The sequence below is a fragment of the Paenibacillus sp. N3/727 genome (assembly GCF_022637315.1).
In the GTDB taxonomy this organism is placed as follows: Bacteria; Bacillota; Bacilli; order Paenibacillales; family Paenibacillaceae; genus Paenibacillus_AQ; species Paenibacillus_AQ uliginis.
The window spans coordinates 5,477,501-5,495,522 of record NZ_CP093336.1 but is presented as its reverse complement, the minus strand read 5'-3'; the positions used below and the strand labels follow the sequence as shown (position 1 = coordinate 5,495,522).

22 protein-coding genes are annotated in these 18,022 nt (G+C 46.1%); 20 read left to right on the top strand and 2 right to left on the bottom strand.

Annotated elements, in window-relative coordinates:
• Positions 1–10 precede the first annotated feature (10 nt).
• Positions 11–325 carry a hypothetical protein gene (locus MNQ98_RS25685; protein ID WP_241930743.1) on the bottom strand — a complete coding sequence of 105 codons (315 nt, stop codon included), beginning with the start codon at positions 323–325 and terminating at the stop codon, positions 11–13.
• 155 nt (positions 326–480) lie between these two features.
• Between MNQ98_RS25685 and uptA the strand changes: the two genes are divergently transcribed.
• The 19 genes from uptA (at position 481) to MNQ98_RS25590 (ending at position 16,209) form a co-directional block, all read left to right on the top strand.
• Complete coding sequence (gene uptA, locus MNQ98_RS25680; protein ID WP_241930742.1) at positions 481–1,089, top strand: undecaprenyl phosphate transporter UptA; 609 nt, start codon at positions 481–483, stop codon at positions 1,087–1,089.
• Positions 1,090–1,091: 2 nt separating this feature from the next.
• A complete protein-coding gene (locus tag MNQ98_RS25675; protein WP_241930741.1) occupies positions 1,092–1,658 on the top strand; it encodes a thioredoxin family protein in 567 nt (188 codons plus the stop codon).
• Positions 1,659–1,664: 6 nt separating this feature from the next.
• Complete coding sequence (locus MNQ98_RS25670) at positions 1,665–2,291, top strand: MBL fold metallo-hydrolase (protein WP_208917777.1); 627 nt, start codon at positions 1,665–1,667, stop codon at positions 2,289–2,291.
• Between the two features lie 188 nt (positions 2,292–2,479).
• Complete coding sequence (locus MNQ98_RS25665) at positions 2,480–2,671, top strand: hypothetical protein (RefSeq protein WP_241930740.1); 192 nt, start codon at positions 2,480–2,482, stop codon at positions 2,669–2,671.
• A gap of 746 nt (positions 2,672–3,417) precedes the next feature.
• Positions 3,418–3,954 (top strand): RNA polymerase sigma factor SigY, encoded by a 537-nt coding sequence (gene sigY / locus MNQ98_RS25660; protein ID WP_241930739.1) that lies wholly within the window; start codon positions 3,418–3,420, stop codon positions 3,952–3,954.
• A complete protein-coding gene (locus tag MNQ98_RS25655; RefSeq protein WP_241930738.1) occupies positions 3,947–4,279 on the top strand; it encodes a YxlC family protein in 333 nt (110 codons plus the stop codon). Before sigY ends, MNQ98_RS25655 begins: the two co-directional genes overlap by 8 nt.
• Entirely contained in the window at positions 4,272–4,478 is a 207-nt protein-coding gene (locus MNQ98_RS25650) for a hypothetical protein (protein WP_208917781.1), read from the top strand. Before MNQ98_RS25655 ends, MNQ98_RS25650 begins: the two co-directional genes overlap by 8 nt.
• 33 nt (positions 4,479–4,511) lie before the next feature.
• Positions 4,512–4,706, top strand: coding sequence for a PLDc N-terminal domain-containing protein (locus tag MNQ98_RS25645; protein WP_208917782.1), 195 nt, complete (start codon positions 4,512–4,514; stop codon positions 4,704–4,706).
• Positions 4,703–5,626: an ABC transporter ATP-binding protein gene (locus MNQ98_RS25640; RefSeq protein WP_241930737.1), complete on the top strand. Its 924-nt coding sequence runs from the start codon at positions 4,703–4,705 to the stop codon at positions 5,624–5,626. The genes MNQ98_RS25645 and MNQ98_RS25640 overlap by 4 nt, the downstream gene beginning before the upstream one ends.
• Positions 5,623–6,393, top strand: coding sequence for an ABC transporter permease (locus MNQ98_RS25635; RefSeq protein ID WP_241930736.1), 771 nt, complete (start codon positions 5,623–5,625; stop codon positions 6,391–6,393). Before MNQ98_RS25640 ends, MNQ98_RS25635 begins: the two co-directional genes overlap by 4 nt.
• 145 nt (positions 6,394–6,538) lie before the next feature.
• Positions 6,539–6,922: an ATPase gene (locus MNQ98_RS25630; RefSeq protein ID WP_208917785.1), complete on the top strand. Its 384-nt coding sequence runs from the start codon at positions 6,539–6,541 to the stop codon at positions 6,920–6,922.
• A 238-nt stretch (positions 6,923–7,160) separates the two neighbouring features.
• Positions 7,161–7,448 carry an Asp-tRNA(Asn)/Glu-tRNA(Gln) amidotransferase subunit GatC gene (gatC, locus tag MNQ98_RS25625; protein ID WP_241930735.1) on the top strand — a complete coding sequence of 96 codons (288 nt, stop codon included), beginning with the start codon at positions 7,161–7,163 and terminating at the stop codon, positions 7,446–7,448.
• Between the two features lie 23 nt (positions 7,449–7,471).
• Entirely contained in the window at positions 7,472–8,926 is a 1,455-nt protein-coding gene (gene gatA / locus MNQ98_RS25620) for an Asp-tRNA(Asn)/Glu-tRNA(Gln) amidotransferase subunit GatA (protein WP_241930734.1), read from the top strand.
• Between the two features lie 29 nt (positions 8,927–8,955).
• Positions 8,956–10,395: an Asp-tRNA(Asn)/Glu-tRNA(Gln) amidotransferase subunit GatB gene (gatB, locus tag MNQ98_RS25615; protein ID WP_241930733.1), complete on the top strand. Its 1,440-nt coding sequence runs from the start codon at positions 8,956–8,958 to the stop codon at positions 10,393–10,395.
• Positions 10,396–10,572: 177 nt separating this feature from the next.
• Positions 10,573–11,031: a GNAT family N-acetyltransferase gene (locus tag MNQ98_RS25610; protein ID WP_241930732.1), complete on the top strand. Its 459-nt coding sequence runs from the start codon at positions 10,573–10,575 to the stop codon at positions 11,029–11,031.
• A 52-nt stretch (positions 11,032–11,083) separates the two neighbouring features.
• Positions 11,084–11,797: an MgtC/SapB family protein gene (locus MNQ98_RS25605; RefSeq protein ID WP_241930731.1), complete on the top strand. Its 714-nt coding sequence runs from the start codon at positions 11,084–11,086 to the stop codon at positions 11,795–11,797.
• Between the two features lie 190 nt (positions 11,798–11,987).
• Positions 11,988–13,877, top strand: a complete 1,890-nt coding sequence (locus MNQ98_RS25600; protein ID WP_241930730.1) for a DUF4097 family beta strand repeat-containing protein — start codon at positions 11,988–11,990, stop codon at positions 13,875–13,877.
• 89 nt (positions 13,878–13,966) lie between these two features.
• The gene (gene perR, locus MNQ98_RS25595; RefSeq protein WP_208917791.1) at positions 13,967–14,386 is read left to right on the top strand and encodes a Fur family transcriptional regulator; all 420 of its coding nucleotides are present in this window, start codon (positions 13,967–13,969) and stop codon (positions 14,384–14,386) included.
• Between the two features lie 110 nt (positions 14,387–14,496).
• On the top strand, positions 14,497–16,209 hold the full coding sequence (locus MNQ98_RS25590) for a glycosyl hydrolase family 18 protein (protein ID WP_241930729.1): 1,713 nt from the start codon (positions 14,497–14,499) through the stop codon (positions 16,207–16,209).
• 107 nt (positions 16,210–16,316) lie between these two features.
• On the opposite strand, the gene MNQ98_RS25585 is transcribed toward MNQ98_RS25590, so the two are convergent.
• Positions 16,317–16,751, bottom strand: a complete 435-nt coding sequence (locus tag MNQ98_RS25585; protein ID WP_241930728.1) for a YgzB family protein — start codon at positions 16,749–16,751, stop codon at positions 16,317–16,319.
• Positions 16,752–16,871: 120 nt separating this feature from the next.
• Here MNQ98_RS25585 and MNQ98_RS25580 point away from each other — a divergent pair, with 120 nt between their 5' ends.
• The gene (locus tag MNQ98_RS25580; RefSeq protein WP_241930727.1) at positions 16,872–17,750 is read left to right on the top strand and encodes a nucleotidyltransferase-like protein; all 879 of its coding nucleotides are present in this window, start codon (positions 16,872–16,874) and stop codon (positions 17,748–17,750) included.
• Positions 17,751–18,022 lie beyond the last annotated feature (272 nt).

The window sequence follows — 18,022 nt, the reverse complement described above, 5'->3', positions numbered from 1 at the left end:
AAACCGTTAGTTATCCGCCAAAAGCATCCCTAAAGGCGGATGCGAGTGGTTTTTCAGGTATTTGCCAGAGCTCGGCAAGCTCACCGCAAACCTCTTTTTCCCACCAGTCACATAGAACTTTTTTATTACTATAGTTATCGTGGATCCAGATCAGATTGCCTATCACTTTCCGGTAATAAAGATCTTCGCCCTGCTTCAACAACTCCGGTGAAATATATTGCTTCAGCCGCTTAGTTGTACGATACAATTCTTTGCTGCAAGCACGGCGTATACCCCTCGGTGTCGGAGGGCGACTACCAACCTGCTTGGCGTGCGATGAATGCATGTTGCTCACTCCTTTTACTTCACCATATGTGAAAGTCCGGGCGAAAGTCACAGGCGTCAGATCAATTGGGCGGACTGGAACGCATGTCCAAGGCTATGTTAGAATAGGCTATTATTAAGGTAAGGATAAAGGTGCTTTAGGAAGAGGGGGAAATCGTGGAGTTTGTTTACGATTTGGTTGGCCGTTTGTTTGATTGGATCCAGAGCTTGGGTTACTTCGGCATTATGCTTGGTCTAATGATGGAAGTCATCCCTAGCGAAATAGTGCTCGCATACGGTGGATATCTGGTTTCCATTGGAGAAATTAACTTCTTTGGGGCTATGTTATTCGGTACGGTTGGGGGAGTCATTGCACAGCTGTTTGTTTATTGGATCGGACGCTACGGCGGTAGGCCTGTTTTGGAGAAATACGGGAAGTACATATTAATTAAGAAGAAACATATCGATTATGCCGAAGAGTGGTTTAAGAAATACGGTACAGGTGTTATATTTACAGCGCGCTTTGTTCCTGTCGTTCGGCATGCGATATCCATTCCGGCGGGTATTTCCAAAATGAATGTATGGCGCTTTACGTTACTGACAACACTTGCAGTCATCCCTTGGACAGCGTTATTTTTATATCTAGGGCTGCTGCTGGGTGACCAATGGGAGCATATCGACGAAAAAGCATCTCCGTTTGTACGTGAGTTCCTGCTCGGTGCCTTGGCATTAATGATAATTTATTTTGTGATCAAGTGGTTTAAATCAAAAAAAAGGAGGTCATAAACATGGCAGTTAATCTGGCTCATAAATTCGGTACCGGCATTTCACCAAAGCAGTTTATGGAAGGTATGGAGAAGAACAAGGAAGCTTTTCAAGCAGGGTATGACCAATTCACCTGGAACAGCGAAGAGGACCGGGAATTTTTTGAAAGTCTGAATTTCAGGGATGATCTTCGAGTACTCATTCTTGCAGCCGATTGGTGCGGTGATGTCGTTCGTAATGTGCCGGTTGTTTTCCAGGCGCTAGAAACGGCTGGGATGGAGACGGAAGTACTCGTTATGGAGCAGCATCTGGATGTGATGGACCAGTTTCTTATCATGGGTGGACGTTCTGTTCCCGTTGTCATTTTTGCCGATACCGGAGGACATGTTCTTGGTCAGTGGGGGCCCCGGCCTGAGCACGTGCAGCGGTTTATGATTGAATTCAAGAAGGACAACAGTGATCGTGAGGCTCCGGACTACCAAGAGAAGCTTGGGGCTGTCCGTCAAGATATTATTAAGGCTTATGGGGAAGGAAATGAAGCTCATGCGGTTATCATAGCCGAACTGCGCGAGCTGATTTCAGGGTTTTAAGAAGACATGCTGAAGATTGAAACATTCAACCTTGGACCCCTGCAGACGAACGCATATCTTTTAACTGGCTCGGAGGAAGGTAAAGCTGTGATCATTGATCCAGGCATGAATCCGGGACCGTTGCTTAAGCGGATTGCGAATCTCGAGATTGAAGCAATTTTGCTGACCCATGCTCATTTTGATCACATGGCCGGTGTGGAGGAAATTCGGAAGCTGAAGGGTTGTCCGGTTTATCTCCACGATCTGGAAAGGGACTGGCTGGGCAGTCCGAAGCTGAACGGTTCATTAATGTGGCCGCAAGTAAGCCCGCCGTTATCTACAGATCCTGCAGAATATGATCTGGCTGCCGGACAGAAGCTGAACCTGATCGGTCACACCTTTACGGTGTACCATACTCCGGGACACTCGCCGGGAAGCGTCAGCTTTCTAAATGGGAATCATCTGTTTTCCGGTGATGTTCTGTTCCGTATGGGAGTAGGGCGTACAGACTTGCCTGGCGGGAGAGAGCGGGATCTGCTGGATTCTATCCAGAATACGCTATACAAATTTCCAGATGATGTAATTGTGTATCCAGGCCATGGCCCCCGGACGACGATAGGATTCGAAAAACAACAAAATCCATACGTCAATTGATGTTATATGAACTCAAACGACAAAATTCGAGAGAATTGTCTGGACAAGGTAAGACAAGATTGATACAATAATGTTAACTAAATGTTACCTTTGCGAAGCACGCAGACTGTGGAATTATAATCCCGGTTTGCGTTCTTTTATTTTTGTGGCCATTTTTGGGGTGTGGTCTACCATTAGGGGGATTAGGAATGAAGGATAATAGGTTACTGCAGCTTGTGGAGATTAGTGCTATAAGGCATGTCGAAAATGAAAGCTCAGCTGTAAACAGTCCTGACATTCAGTTGACGAAATCTGTGGTATGGCACAGATTGTTCCGGGGGAATGAATCTGGGTCTCAGCCATGGCAGGATAGATTGGAGAAGCTTCGTCAGAATAAGTGAAATACATACAGTAAACGGGATTGTCCGGAAATGGGATTTTAAAATTAGTTACAGGGACATCTCTTAGAAAAAAAGCGGGCTACCTCAGGATATTTATTCTGGGGTGGCCTGCTTTGGTTTTGTAATACTTGGTTTGTTTCTTACGCAACATGAGTGGACGCGAACAGCCAGCTTACTTATTAGGTTAACATTAATTAGCCCTCGAAGCAGGAAGCGACATAATCCTTTACGGTTTATTGTTGTCGAAACATGATTCCAACCTCATTCATCCGAAGGTTACGGAAAAGGTATCGTATCAAAGCAGAATGATGTAGAACACCGACCTCCATGAAAGGGATAAAATAACGAAGGGTGCTGGACTGTTGACTTACACCCTAAGTAAAGGTTTCTTTTTGTTCTTGAAGGTAGATTATATGCACACAGCAGCGGAGAGGACGAAGCGATTTCGGAAAAACGGAGTGTTCGGCTAAAAGCTTTCCAAAGGAAAGCTGCTTCGGAAGTATACGCTCTTGTCCCCGAAATTCTTCCGGTATGAAATAGTTCAAGAAATTCGGGGGCAAGAGCGATTGTAGGAACGATTTGTATTCGTAGCGTCTCACAAACAGAGGGTGTGCCTTTTATACTGATTATTTTACGATGGTGGTATTCATGAGAACGTGACCCCTATTTTTTTCTCTCACGCATTGAACGTTTTCAGGGTGCTAATCGTATTACCATAGGAATGCGAAAGAGGTGATCAAGTTCGTATGAAAGGTGAAGATGAGGAAGTAATCCGTCTGGCGAAAAAGGGCGACACCACAGCTATGGCGCAGCTGTTTCAGCAGCATTATTCCTTTTTATATAAATATTTGCTTAAAGTCACCATGAATCCGTCAGTTGCTGAGGATACAGCACAGGATACGATTATCCGCTGCATGGAGAATATAGGGCGTTACAATGGCTCATCTTCCTTTTCCTCATGGATGATTACGATTGCTACCCGTATTTATGTGGATAAAGTTAGGCGGAAGAAGCGGGAACAAAAGTGGCTACTGAATGAACGGGAACAGGGAATCCGCAGGATGCGCTGGCAGCTTAAAAGCCGCGACGAAGAGTGGAACGATCTGCTGGAGTCACTATCCCGATTATCTGATGACCATCGGATAGCCATTTTACTGAAGCATTATTACGGTTACAGCTATGAGGAGATTGGGGATATGCTAGGTGTTCCCGCGGGAACGATAAAATCACGAACAGCCTACGGCATCAAATCATTGCGGAAGGAGATGAACTCGGATGTCTAAAATACCGGATCAAGAAGATGAACAATTTATTGCGAACTTGAAGGTAGAACTGAACCGTATGGACTCTGCTTTTGATGAGCCTACACCTTCGTTAGCTGATTTTAATGAATTGGCTGTCCATACACTGGCGAATCAGAAGCGGAGATGGAGAAAAGAGTTTTTTATTTTTCTGTTGGTAGCTTTATTTATCGTCAGCGCTATTTTTGTTGCAGCATGGTGGGATCCTGTTGTGCTGTTGTTGATCCACGGAAGTAGTATGCTGATTGGTGCTGTGATCTTAATGGTATCGCTTACTTCCAGAGGAAGCAGGGATTTTCATGAATGATGTAAGTGAGGTACCTGTATGGGTTCTGGTTGGAATGACAATCCTTGTTCTTTCACAGGGGCTATGCCTTTTTACGGATGCAAGGAAACGTGGGCTGGGAAAAATGGCCTGGTTCTGGGGAATATGGGGTTCCACGACAATGCCGCTGCCGCTTGTTCTTTACTGGTTCATTGTCATTAGGCCAAGACGAAAGAAATAGAGATCTCATGATTTGAAAAAAGGAGGATTTAACATGGATATCAACTGGGGATTGATATGGCCTCTTATTGGACTTCAGATCATTCTTGCGGTGACGGCATTAATCTCATTGTACAAAGCGGAGCCGGAAGATATAAGAGGTAGCAAGCTGATGTGGGTGTTTATTATTTTGTTGATTAGTATTTTCGGAAGTGTTGCGTATTTTGTTGCTGGGAGGAAGAATACATGAACGGCAGTCTGTTAAAAGTACGAAATTTGAAAAAGAATTTCGGAAGCATTTCGCCAGTGAAGGGAATATCATTTCAAATTGAGCGGGGCTCATGCACAGCACTCCTTGGACCGAATGGAGCGGGTAAAACGACGACGCTTCGTATGTTGGCTGGTTTGATGGAGCCGAGCAGCGGATCGGTAGAATATGCGGGAAACCAGCAGACGGACAGCTGGCGGAACCGGATCGGTTATTTACCGCAATATCCTAAATTTTACGGATGGATGACAGGACGAGAGTATATCATTTTCAGCGCGGAAATATCAGGTCTCCGAGGAAGAAAGGCATCGGAGAGGACGGATGAGGTCCTTGCGCTAGTAGGTTTGAAAGATGCTGCCAAGCGGCGGATATCTGGTTATTCCGGTGGAATGAAGCAGCGGCTCGGACTTGCACAGGCTCTCGTACATGAGCCGGAACTTCTTTTGCTCGATGAACCGGTCTCAGCTCTCGATCCGCTTGGTCGCAGGGAAGTGATGGATATGATCCGTGAACTGAGTGGCGACAAGATAACCATCTTATTTTCCACCCATGTCCTGCATGATGCTGAAGAAATCTGTGATGAGATGGTGTTCATGGTTGACGGTATGATTGCGGAACAGGGATCATTGAATGAGTTGCGTGCCAAATACCGTCAGCCGGTTATTTATGTCGCCATTGAGCCTGAAGGTAATGGAACACAGTGGCTGAAATCTCTTACAACAAGAAGCTTTGTGACAGATGCCGAGATCGGTAGAGATTGGGCGAAACTGACTGTGGATGATGTAACAGCTGCTAGAAGTACGTTGATGGAAGAGATTTCAACGAAGGCTCTCCCTCTTGTGCGTTTTGAAGCGGGAACGTCATCACTAGAGGATATGTTCATGAAGGTGGTGAGCGGGTGAGAGGTTTATGGATATGTTATAAAAAAGAGATGCTCGAAATTATTCGCAGTTATAAATTCATCTGGGTTCCGGTTGTATTCCTGCTCCTCGGCATCATGCAGCCGATTTCTACTTATTATATGCCCGAAATATTGTCGATGTCGGCAAATATGCCGGAAGAAGCCTTGGCTTTGTTTAAGATGCCAGCGCCAAGTGAAGTTGTGGTACAGACACTCAGTCAGTACAGCTTGATCGGTCTGCTTGTGCTTGTACTGGCTGGTATGAATACCGTAGCCGGCGAACGAATTTCTGGGACCGGGGAGCTGCTGCTGGCCCGTTCCATATCTCCAGCAGCTATGATTACCGCCAAATGGGGAGCATTGATGACATTGCTTGTGATCTCCTTCGGACTTGGTTTAGCCGGATCGGCTTATTATACTGCCGAGTTGATAGGTCCGCTGGAATGGAGCCGCATCGCAGCTTCAGGCGGACTGTATACACTGTGGCTTGGCGGGATACTCAGTCTCGTTCTTCCGCTTGGCGCTGTCTTGAAAGGACCGGCAGCAGCGTTTATCAGCTTGGCGGTGGCAGCTCTTTTATCGCTCCTTTCCGGATTATTCCCATCTCAGATGAAATGGAGTCCTGGACGTCTCAGCAGCCTCGCGGCCGAGTGGCTTATCGGAGGAGCGGGATCCGCTTATGTACCAGCAGCATTTGCTATCATGATTATGCTGTTATCGATAGCTGTAGCCGCTTTACTGCTCAGAAGAAACACTCTTCCCGGATAGTTAAGCTTACTTTTTAGACTTGGGACTGATCTGTCTTACCATCTGGGTCTTTCGGGTTGTATATTCTTTTATAACAACATGGACTTTTCTATCACTTTTTAGTAGACTATTGAGATAAAAGAATGACATCTCAGGAGGTAAGACGATGCTGCGTTTAGGGGAAAAGATTACAATCGTCGAGGACACCTTTGAGCAGAATCTTCCGATCGGTGAGCATGCTTATATAATTGCATACGACCGAAATCCGGACAACGTGTTCGATTACGTGATTAGGATTCCGTTTCTCAACCGTAATTTTTTCGTTCCAGCTGAGGATATCGAACTGGAATCCGTCGTGTTGAAGCAGGAAGCCGAGCGGATCGAGCGGGAAGCGCTCATCGATTTCGCTCTGTCGACATATAATGAAAAGTTGTTTTATCAAGTGATGAACGGCGAGTTGGAATCGGCTGAAGAGGAAGAGGAAGAGACTAAAGAAACTCTGTCACAGGCAGACTTTATCAAACAAGTAAATCTTCGAGCTTGGATTTAAGAGAGTCGGCCTAGGGCCGGCTCTTTTTTGAAATATAAGCCAGTATAAAATTGAATTTTATACTTGGCTTATATTACTCGCAGAAACGTCGTCGACCTTTGAAAAGGACGCCGAAGTCGTTTCTACTTGAATCTCCCCCTGATGATTGAATTGTCCATGCTTCTACAATATAATGAGAAAAGTTATCCGCAGACTTTATCCCTTTAATTTGTAAGGGGAAGAAAGAGGAGTGAATTTCATGAGTATTACACCGAAAGACGTTCAGCATGTGGCCAAGCTGGCCCGCCTGAATTTGACGCCGGAAGAAGAGCAAATGTTCACCGGCCAGCTGAACGCGATTTTACAATATGCCGAGAAGTTAAAAGAATTGGACACCAATGGCGTGGAGCCAACAACTCATGTTCTGCATCTCAACAATGTGATGCGTGAGGACAAGGTCCGTGAAAGCCTGCCGATTGAGAAGGTACTGCTCAATGCGCCGGATGAGGAAGATGGACAGTTTAAAGTACCGGCGGTATTGGAATAGAACCTGAAGGGAGGATGCTCAACTTGAGTCTGTTTGATTATAAATTATCGGAGATACATAACAAGCTGCAAGAGAAGGAACTGTCGGTTAGCGATTTGGTGGACCAGGCATTTCAGAATATACAAGAACGCGAAGACCGTGTGAAAGCCTACATTACCCTGAATGAGGACGGAGCTCGCTCCGCAGCGAAGCAGCTTGATGACAAGCTGGCCTCGGGAGAAGCCCGTGGTCCGCTGTTCGGCTTGCCGGTTGGCATTAAGGATAACATTGTGACAGAAGGGCTCCGCACGACGTGCGCAAGCCAGTTTCTATCCAACTTTAACCCGGTTTACGATGCAACGGTTACCTCTAAGCTGCGTGCGGCTGATACGGTAACGATCGGCAAGCTGAACATGGATGAATTCGCCATGGGCGGATCCAACGAGAACTCAAGCTTTTATCCGGTTCGTAACCCGTGGAATCTGGAGCGCGTGCCTGGAGGCTCAAGCGGCGGATCTGCAGCTGCTGTTGCTGCGGGCGAAGCTTACTTTACGTTAGGATCGGATACCGGCGGATCGATCCGCCAGCCTGCTTCCTATTGCGGTGTTGTTGGCTTGAAGCCGACCTATGGCCTTGTATCACGTTTCGGTTTGGTCGCTTTTGCATCGTCGCTTGATCAGATCGGACCTATCACTAAAAATGTGGAAGACTCCGCTTATGTGCTTCAGGCGATTGCAGGGTATGACTCTATGGATTCGACCTCGGCAAAAGTCGACATTCCGGATTATTCGAGCGCTTTGACTGGAGATATCTCCGGCCTGCGAATCGCGGTACCTAAGGAGTACTTGGGTGAAGGCGTTGATGCCGAAGTGAAAGAAACTGTGCTAAATGCACTGAAGGTTCTTGAGGGATTGGGTGCGGTTTGGGAAGAGGTATCCCTGCCTCACACAGAATACGCTGTAGCGACCTATTATTTGCTCGCTTCCTCAGAAGCTTCCTCAAACTTGGCCCGTTTTGATGGAGTACGCTACGGTCAGCGTGTGGATACGGGGAATTTACTGGATCTGTACCACGAATCCCGCAGCCAGGGCTTTGGCGATGAGGTAAAACGTCGGATTATGCTGGGAACATACGCGCTGAGCTCAGGCTACTATGATGCGTATTATTTGAAGGCCCAAAAAGCCCGTACTCTGATTAAACAGGATTTCGACCAAGTGTTTGAACAATATGACGTCATCATTGGACCAACAGCACCTACGACCGCCTTTAAGTTGGGTGCGCAGGTAGATGATCCATTGACGATGTATTTAAATGATATTTTGACAATTCCGGTCAGTCTTGCTGGCGTTCCGGCTGTTAGTGTGCCGTGTGGTTTTGCTGGAGGAATGCCTGTAGGAATGCAGGTGATCGGTAAAGCCTTTGACGAGTCCACCGTACTGCGTTTTGCACACGCCTATGAACAAAATACAGAACACCACAAACAGCGGCCTGCGCTGTAAAGTGACGGCAGAGAAGGAGGGAACGAGACATGTCTACATCTAAATATGAAACGGTGATTGGGCTTGAGGTGCACGTTGAGCTGCATACGAATTCCAAAATCTTTTGCGGTTGCTCCACGGAATTCGGCGCCCCGCCAAACACACATACTTGTCCGATCTGTCTGGGGCATCCCGGTGTACTGCCGGTACTGAACCGACAGGCTGTCGAATATGCCATGAAAGCGGCGATGGCACTCAACTGCACGATCGGAGATATCAGCAAGTTTGACCGTAAGAACTACTTTTATCCGGATTCACCAAAAGCTTACCAGATCTCGCAGTACGATCAGCCTATTGGTTTGAACGGCTGGGTTGATATCGAAGTGGACGGCAAAACAAAACGGATCGGCATCACACGCCTCCATTTGGAGGAAGATGCGGGCAAGTTGACGCATGTTGACGGAGGATATGCATCGCTTGTCGATTTCAACCGGGTGGGAACCCCGCTTGTGGAGATCGTATCTGAACCGGAGATCACTTCACCGGAAGAAGCAAAAGCTTATCTTGAGAAGATACGAGCGATTATGCAGTACTGTGACGTATCTGATGTCAAAATGGAGGAAGGCTCGCTACGCTGTGACGCCAATATCAGTCTGCGTCCATGGGGACAGAAAGAATTGGGCACGAAGGCCGAGCTTAAGAATATGAACTCATTCCGTGGCGTTCAGCGCGGATTGGAATATGAACAATATCGTCAGGCCGAGACTCTCAACGAAGGAGGAGTCATCGTTCAGGAAACCCGCCGCTGGGACGAAGCACAGGGCAAAACGCTGTCGATGCGCGGCAAGGAGCAGGCTCATGACTATCGTTATTTCCCGGATCCGGATCTGGTGACTGTACACATTAGCGAAGAGTGGAAGGAAGAGATCCGAGCGACTATTCCAGAATTGCCGGATGCCCGTAAGGCTCGGTATACATCGGAATACGGGCTGCCTGACTATGATGCAGGAGTTATTACTTCTTCTAAACCTTTGGCTGATTTTTTTGAAGATAGCTTGAACTACACACAGGACGCAAAAGCCGTATCCAACTGGATCATGGGTGAACTGATGGGTTACCTCAATGCTAACAACCTTGAGCTGGTGCAGGTGAAAATCACCGGACAAGGTCTGGGTGAAATGATCGGTCTTATTGAGAAAGGGACAATCAGCAGCAAGATTGCAAAGACCGTCTTTAAAGCGATGCTGGAGACAGGTAAGCTCCCTGGGCAGATCGTGGAAGAACAAGGACTTGTTCAGATCAGTGATGAAGGTGCCATCAAGGCCATTGTTGAGCAGGTGGTGTCATCTAATCCGCAGTCGGTAGAGGATTATAAAGCCGGTAAACAGAAAGCCATCGGCTTCCTGGTCGGTCAAGTTATGAAAGAAAGTAAAGGTAAAGCGAATCCAGCACTCGTCAATAAGCTGTTGGCTGATGTGCTGAACAGCTGATGATTTTATGTGAAAAAGGAGCTTGCCTGTCATCAGGCGAGTTCTTTTTTCTGAACAAAGATGATTGCAGACTTTAAAGTCTTTTATTTTAGAGAAATGATTTGTCTTCAATGGGACTATATATTAAGTACTGGCCTACTTCAAAAGGAGTCGACGTACTGTAGGAGGGAAGAGGAAATGATACGTACTTTATCACTGGAACATCGTGACACGGTTCAGCAAATATGGGCTTTGCAGCATATGGCTTATCCACTAGAGGCAGAATTGATCGGTTTTACAGATCTACCGCCGCTGCTGGACACATTCGAAACGATTTCTTCCTCTGGCGAAGTTTTTTATGGAAATGTAAGTGATGATGGAGAATTAATCGGTGCTATCGCGGTGGAACTTGAAAAAGATCAGGTAACCATTTCAAGAATGATGGTGCACCCTGGCCACTTCCGAAAAGGGATTGCCGGAGGCCTTATTCAGCATGTACTGGACACGTATTGTGATGCCCCACTCTTTATTGTATCGACCGGTACAAAGAACACCCCAGCCGTTCGTTTGTATGAGAGGTTCGGATTTCAGCCAAAAGACGCTTTTGAGGTGGCGCCTGGGGTAGAATTAACGGAGTTTCATCTTTTATTGAAGTGAAGCTTCTGCTCAGAAGAGGAGAGTTAACATCGGGGGAAAGGAGGCATTATTTTTGAGTAATCCTTGGGTTATTGATAATTTAAACATCCTGCTGCGTCTGCTGCTCTCCATGCTGATGGGTGGATTGATTGGATGGGAACGCGAACGCTCCAATCATGCGGCGGGTTTGCGGACACATATCTTAGTATGTCTGGGCTCAACGCTCATCATGCTGCTCTCGATTTATGGTTTTGTTGATTTTATAGATGAAGTGAATGTCCGGATTGACCCGGCGCGTCTGGCTACAGCTGTCATTACAGGAATCGGTTTCCTCGGAGCGGGAACGATTTTGTTTACCGGTAAATCAATAACCGGCCTCACCACGGCTGCGTCTATTTGGGTGGTTGGTGCTATTGGGTTGGCTATAGGAGCGGGCTTTTATTTTGCAGCGATCGTCTCCACGTTACTTATTCTACTTAACCTGATCGTATTTAATAAACTGGAGCAGCGTTATATCCGGGGCAGTAAACTGCATCTGATTACGATACACGCAGCGAATGCCCCAGGACTTCTTGATGGTTTATCAGCCATGCTTAAAGATGAGGGCTTCATTATTAAGAAACTGATTGTGAACGAAAGAAGCGCAGTCCCCTATGGCGAGATTCAACCGGCTGTTCTAGGTGTGGAAATTTCAATTCAGGTGCTGACAGACCGGAATTTCGATCCCGTAGAACTGACGAAGCAGGTCCGTGATATCGGCGGAGTGACGATGGTGACCGCAGAATAGATCACAAAGAAACGCCACCCCCTGATTAACAAGGGCAGTGGCGTTTTTTTTGTCATAACCAATAATGAACCTTGATAGGACGAATGATTTGTTTTGTATAGAGTAACCAGTTTTTTACAGTTACTCATGACTCAGAATGGGGTACTATCAAGAAAAGAATGCTTGCCAATGAGCGGGAAGGAGAAGTCTCATGAGTGTGCCAGAACATCAAGCACCAATGAACAAAAAGAAGCCGGGCAGAAGGATGACTGTGGAAAGGCATCCTGGGCTGCTGCGAAGAAGGCGGAAATTCCCTGCTCTGCTGCTTGCCGCGCTCTTTCCGGGGATGGGACATGTCTACCTTGGTTTGTATCGTAAGGGAATTACATTTATCATGCTGCTGATGCTCGATATATCGGCCTTGCTGTACTTCTCCTCCATTGGTATGCAGATTAATGTACCTTTGCTTATTTTGCTAGGTCTGCTGATTCCTCTGGGATATTTCTATAATGTTTTTGATGTACTTCAGGCAGCGGATTATATACTGTCCCGGCGTCGCCGGGGGGAAACCGCGACCTTATCAACTCATGATGCTGAAGTGACGAGAGGAAGAAATCCGTTTCATGGAGAACGGGGGCTATCATTTGGACTGATGCTCGTTGGCGGTGGGGTGCTTCTTATTCTGTTTCACCAAAAACCACAGTGGCTGCAAATCGGAATTCGTGATTACGGTACAATGATTTCAGCTGTGCTGCTCATTATATGTGGCATTGTGATCGCGATGAAGCACAAAATCAGAGTCGGACGATATACAGCTGCCGTGCTGCTCATCTTTACAGGAGCCCTTTTGCTCGCAGATGAATGGAATGGGACAGATCATATTTTTTTGCTGTTAAAATGGTGGCCGTTACTGTTCATCATATGGGGAATCGAATATTTGCTGCGATACACGATATCCCGTGCATTAGGACGCCAGGGTAATATTCGTTTACGTCCTGACTTTCGGGGAGTTATCCTATCCGTATGTCTCGTGGCTTCTGTTTTCGTCATATCACAACAGGAGCACTTTCTGCATCTTTGGAACCGGGTTAGTCTCAATTTGACGGCGGCTGGGGTGGATTATAGTGAAGCGGCAGACAACAAGTTTCAGAAGGAAACGCTGGAAATTCCGGTAGCGCTAAACACCGGTAAGATTATTGTGGATCACTTAAACGGAGACATAACGATGTACCGGTCAGATGTTGAGCATATTGTTGTAAATACAGAGGTTTGGGTAGATCAGGAGGAGAAGGGGCTGGCCGAGGCGATTGCAGAACAGTCAACGGTTGAAGCGGACGAAGGCAATACCGTCATTATTCGGGCTAAGGGAAAGGCCTATGGTCAATCCGGAAAAAGACAACCGAAAATGAACATGGAAATTGCAATCCCTGATGATCGGCGGTTTAATCTGGAGCTCAGGACGATGAACGGTGATTTGTCCTTGCTGAATGTAGAGGCAATTGACAATATATCGTTGGAGAGTGGAAATGGGCAAATAACTTTAAGCCGTGTTTATGGTGACGTTACCGGAAAAACGCTAAACGGTGATATTAATGTGCGAGGGGTCACCGGTGACATCAAGCTGTCCACCAACCGTGGAGGTGTGAAGGCATATGACGTTTCAGGAAAAGGCTCCCTAACCACGCAAGTAGGTAACATTATTGTTAAGAGGTTTGCGAAGGAGATCGATGTAAAGACCCGAAATGGAAATATTATGGTTTATGGTGCAGAAGAGAATCTAACAGCCGAGTCACTCAACGGAAGTATTGATGTGCGATCAGGGACAATCGGCGGGGATTGGAGTGTTTACAGTGCTGTCGGTGTGATGAATGTACGGATTCCTGTAGAAGGGGACTATGAACTGGAAGGTGTTATCAGCTACGGAAGCATTCAGACGGAACTACCTAACCTCACGGTAGAGCAAAAGTCCATTATAGGTACGGCGGGAACCGGTGAGTACAGTATAAAGATTGAAGGGAATAGTGATCTTAATATTTATAAGACTTATCCCACAGTGGAAAACAGACATACTGAACGGGGATTGACTCCGCTTCCGCATTGACAAAATTCAGATGGTAGCCGTACAATGAAAAAAAGCTGCGTATCAGCTTTCTTTTGAGAACCTAGATTAACTTAAGGCGGTGGACATACATGGCAACATCCGTGCAGCACGCACTGGAGCAATTGAAAACTACTGGTGTCCGCATTACACCGCAACGTCATGCGATTTTAGCTTATCTAGTGGAATCAATGGGTCATCCGACGGCTGATGATATATATCGCGCTCTGGAACCGAAATTTCCAAGTATGAGTGTAGCTACTGTATATAACAACTTAAAAATGTTTATCGAAGCGGGCATGGTACGTGAACTTACCTACGGCGATAACTCCAGCCGATTTGATGCCAATGTTTCTGACCATTATCATGTGATTTGCGAAGAATGCGGCAAAATAGAGGACTTTAGTTATCCTTCTCTAGCGGATGTGGAACATCAGGCTGAGAAGAGCACAGGATTTCAGGTTAAAGGACTTCGAATGGAACTGTATGGGATCTGCAAGTCCTGCAAATAAATATCTGTTCTCAATAAAACGTGCGGAATGACAGATTCCACACGTTTTTGTTTTAATGTAGAAATTGTAGTAACTAAGAGTATTGGGTAAAGTATTGGAGGGAACATTCATTGACAGGTAGAAGAAGACCCAGGAGGCGCCGCAGCGGAAGGAAGTCGTTATTTTTTGGCGTAATTCTGATCGCGGCCGGACTTTGGTGGGTGGTAACAGATCTGCTTCCGAACTCAAGTCATACGGAGCCAGACTGGCGCGGCATAAATCAACCTATTTTTGTACAGGGCAACCTGATGGATTATTCGGCCATAGGCTCGGGAGAGGATTTGAAGCTGCCTCTGCCTGTATTGCAAGAAGCGGTTGATTCACATATACGATACGAAAAAGCAACGAAAACGGTCATTATAACGACCGCTTCGTCTGTTGTACAAATGAAGCTGGACAATAAGGAGGGGAAGAAGAATGGCAAAACCGTATCTTTTTCCGAAGCTCCTGAACAAACTGATGGAGTGGTCTATGTCCCGATCACCCCTCTGAAAGAGGCTTACGGTATTGCTGTACATCAGGATGCGGAGACAGGCGCGGTTATTCTTATGAATGCCGGAGACCAAATATCGCTTGCAAAAGCACAGCCAGACAAGAGCGGAGAAACAGTTGCTCTGCGGGAGAGTCCTACCATTAAAGCTCCGATTCTCATGGATATGCCTGAGGCAGAGCGGATCCGTGTGTGGAGCCAAGAGCAGGGTTGGTATTTTGCACAGACGGATAATGGTTTTACGGGTTATGTGAAGATAGACGAAACCGAGTTGGATGGTGAGAAAAAGATTGCAGATGTAGCTGTTCCTTCCTCAAGGGCGGATACGGATTGGAAGGGGAAGCCTGTTAATTTGGTGTGGGAAGCTGTTTATTCAAGAAAACCCGATCCGAAAGCGATCGGCAAGCTTCCTGGTATTAATGTAGTTAGTCCCACTTGGTTCAGCATTGTGGATGGGGAAGGGGAAGTTGAGTCGAAGGCGGACCCGGAATATGTAACATGGGCTCATGGGCAAAATATGGAGGTCTGGGGACTCCTAAGCAACAGCTTTGACCCGGATATCACCACAACGGTCCTATCTACATTTGACAGCCGGTCTCGTGCTATCGGTCAAATGCTGCAATATGCCGAGAAGTACAAGCTGGACGGAGTCAATATTGATTTTGAAAATGTATATACCAAAGATAAAGAAAATCTGGTTCAGTTTATAAGGGAAATGAAGCCTCTTGCACATGCTAAAGGACTAATTATATCTATTGATGTGACTCCAAAGTCCAGCAGTGAGATGTGGTCCGCTTTCCTGGATCGCCGTGAGCTTGCTCAGGCTGTGGATTATATGATTGTGATGTCTTACGACGAACATTGGGCTTCCAGTCCTAAAGCAGGATCGGTTTCTTCACTGTCTTGGTCAGAAGGTACAATACAGCGAATAATTGAAGAAGATGATGTACCGTCTTCCCAGTTGATTCTCGCTGTTCCATTATATACTCGAATATGGACGGAAGAGGGTGAGAACGGAGGGGGCAAGGTGTCCTCGAAAGCCGTCGGTATGGACAAGATCCGGAATTTAATTCAAGAGAAGAAGCTAAAACCTCGGTTCGATGAGGCTACGGGACAGAATTATGTAGAGTATAAAGAAGGAAAAACATTAAAGAAGATTTGGATTGAGGATGAGACCTCGCTCAAAGCCCGAGTAGAACTGGCAAAATCATTACAACTGAGTGGGCTGGCCTCTTGGAACCGAAATCTTGCTGTTCCGGAAGCATGGGAAGTTTTAAATGGGCTTCATAAGTAAACTCAATAATCATTATAAATGTATATGAAAAGAACCGGCCACCATTTGGTGAGTCGGTTCTTTGTTATTTCAGAATTACTGTTAGTTGCCATCAAGGTGTTTTGTTCTTAAACTTTCTGTGTGCTCCCGTTGCCAGATTCAGTGCCAATCACTGTAGTTTCGGATGCATCGGACGATTTAGCTGTAGCATGCTGAGCTTCAAGCTCCTCTGCAGTCACATTTGCTATGTTAGGATCCAGCGTGAGCATCGTTCTACAAAACATACAGCGGTCGGTTTTTCCTAGCATTTTCGTCTGCTTCGCGCAATCTGGGCACTGGATTTGTACAGCGCTTGTAGAAAGCATGCCTGCCCAGAAGTAAATGCCGAGGCTGCCCATCATCGTAATCAGACCTAGCACAAGACCTATACCAGCTACCACTTTACCGGCTTGTCCCCAAAAGACGATACCGGCTGTCCCTAGCACCATCAGCCCCATGCCGATCATAGTCAGCAGCAAACCCCAGGTGCGAAAAGCGTTAATCTTTGCGGTTTTAAAGATCATGGATTAAGTGCTCCTGTCATTCAAATAGTTATTCTATAAAAGAAGGAACTTACATGGACATGTAGAATTACATTATAACTGAATTGACCTAAATTCGCCAAGGAATGTATGGAGGGAATCGTGGAACTAACCAACTTTTCTTTTTACTATAGCAATTCGGTTGACGAGGAAGCAGTAGGAGCAATCGCTTATCGTAACTTGGATAATACGTTTCACGGTTCACTGATTCATGATTTTGATATCAGTGTCGTCGTTGTTTATGTAGGTAAGTTCGATGAACCTGCCGTTCAGCATACTATTCTGCGCGGAGAACACTGTCAGGTGCTGAGTGTTGGAATAGACGAATTACAGCAGAGTCTTCTATCTGGAGAAGATAATGTGTTGTTAAAGTGTTTCCTGGAAGGGGATATCATTAGCGACACGGATGGACAATTAGCTGTTTTAAGGCGTGATTTTTTACGGTTTGCCGGTTCGAAGCGGGAGCAGCAGCTATTTATTGGATTTGCCCGTTTTCTTCAAAAATACGTCGACGCAAAAGTACATATAAAAGACGGGCGGGTCTTAGATGCTTATCAGAGTATTCTCGGGGGGCTGTACCACTGGGCCGAGATTGAGTTGATTGAGCGGGGAATTCATCCGGAGTCTGCGGTATGGGAGCAGATGTCGGGTTTGAATACTCCCGTCCGTAAATTGTATGAAGAGCTAACGGTGAGCACAGAGACACTCGGACAGCGGATTGAGCTTGTGATGCTGGCTTGTGAGTTTTGTATAATTTCAAAAATGGCAGATTGTTCAGCCATTCTTCTCCGAATACTGCGAAATAGACGAACACCATGGACGGTCCAGGAACTAATGCAGCACCCGGAACTTGAACCTGTTAGCAGCGAGCTGCCGCTAATTCTGCGTAAACTTGTTTATTATTCGCTAGTTAAAGAAGTGTCGGCTTGGAAAGAAACAATTCTGTATGGATACGAACACATCCGTTATTTAGCAGAGTAGTATAAATGACATTAGAAGGGCGGAAGGCCCTTCTTTTGTTTGTTTAAGAGATAAGAAAGAATAAACTTCGGAGTAGTGTGCATCCTTATCTCGCAAGAAAAACTTCCGCTAAGTGTGGTCTGTCTTCTTATGAAGTACGCCGATAGATGTTTTTGTTAAGAGATGTTTTAAAAAAAGTTATAAAATTAGGTTGACGACTAACTATTATTTATGGTAATTTAATAAACGCCCCTTTCGAGAGGCATTATAACAATGTTACCTGAGAAAATGTC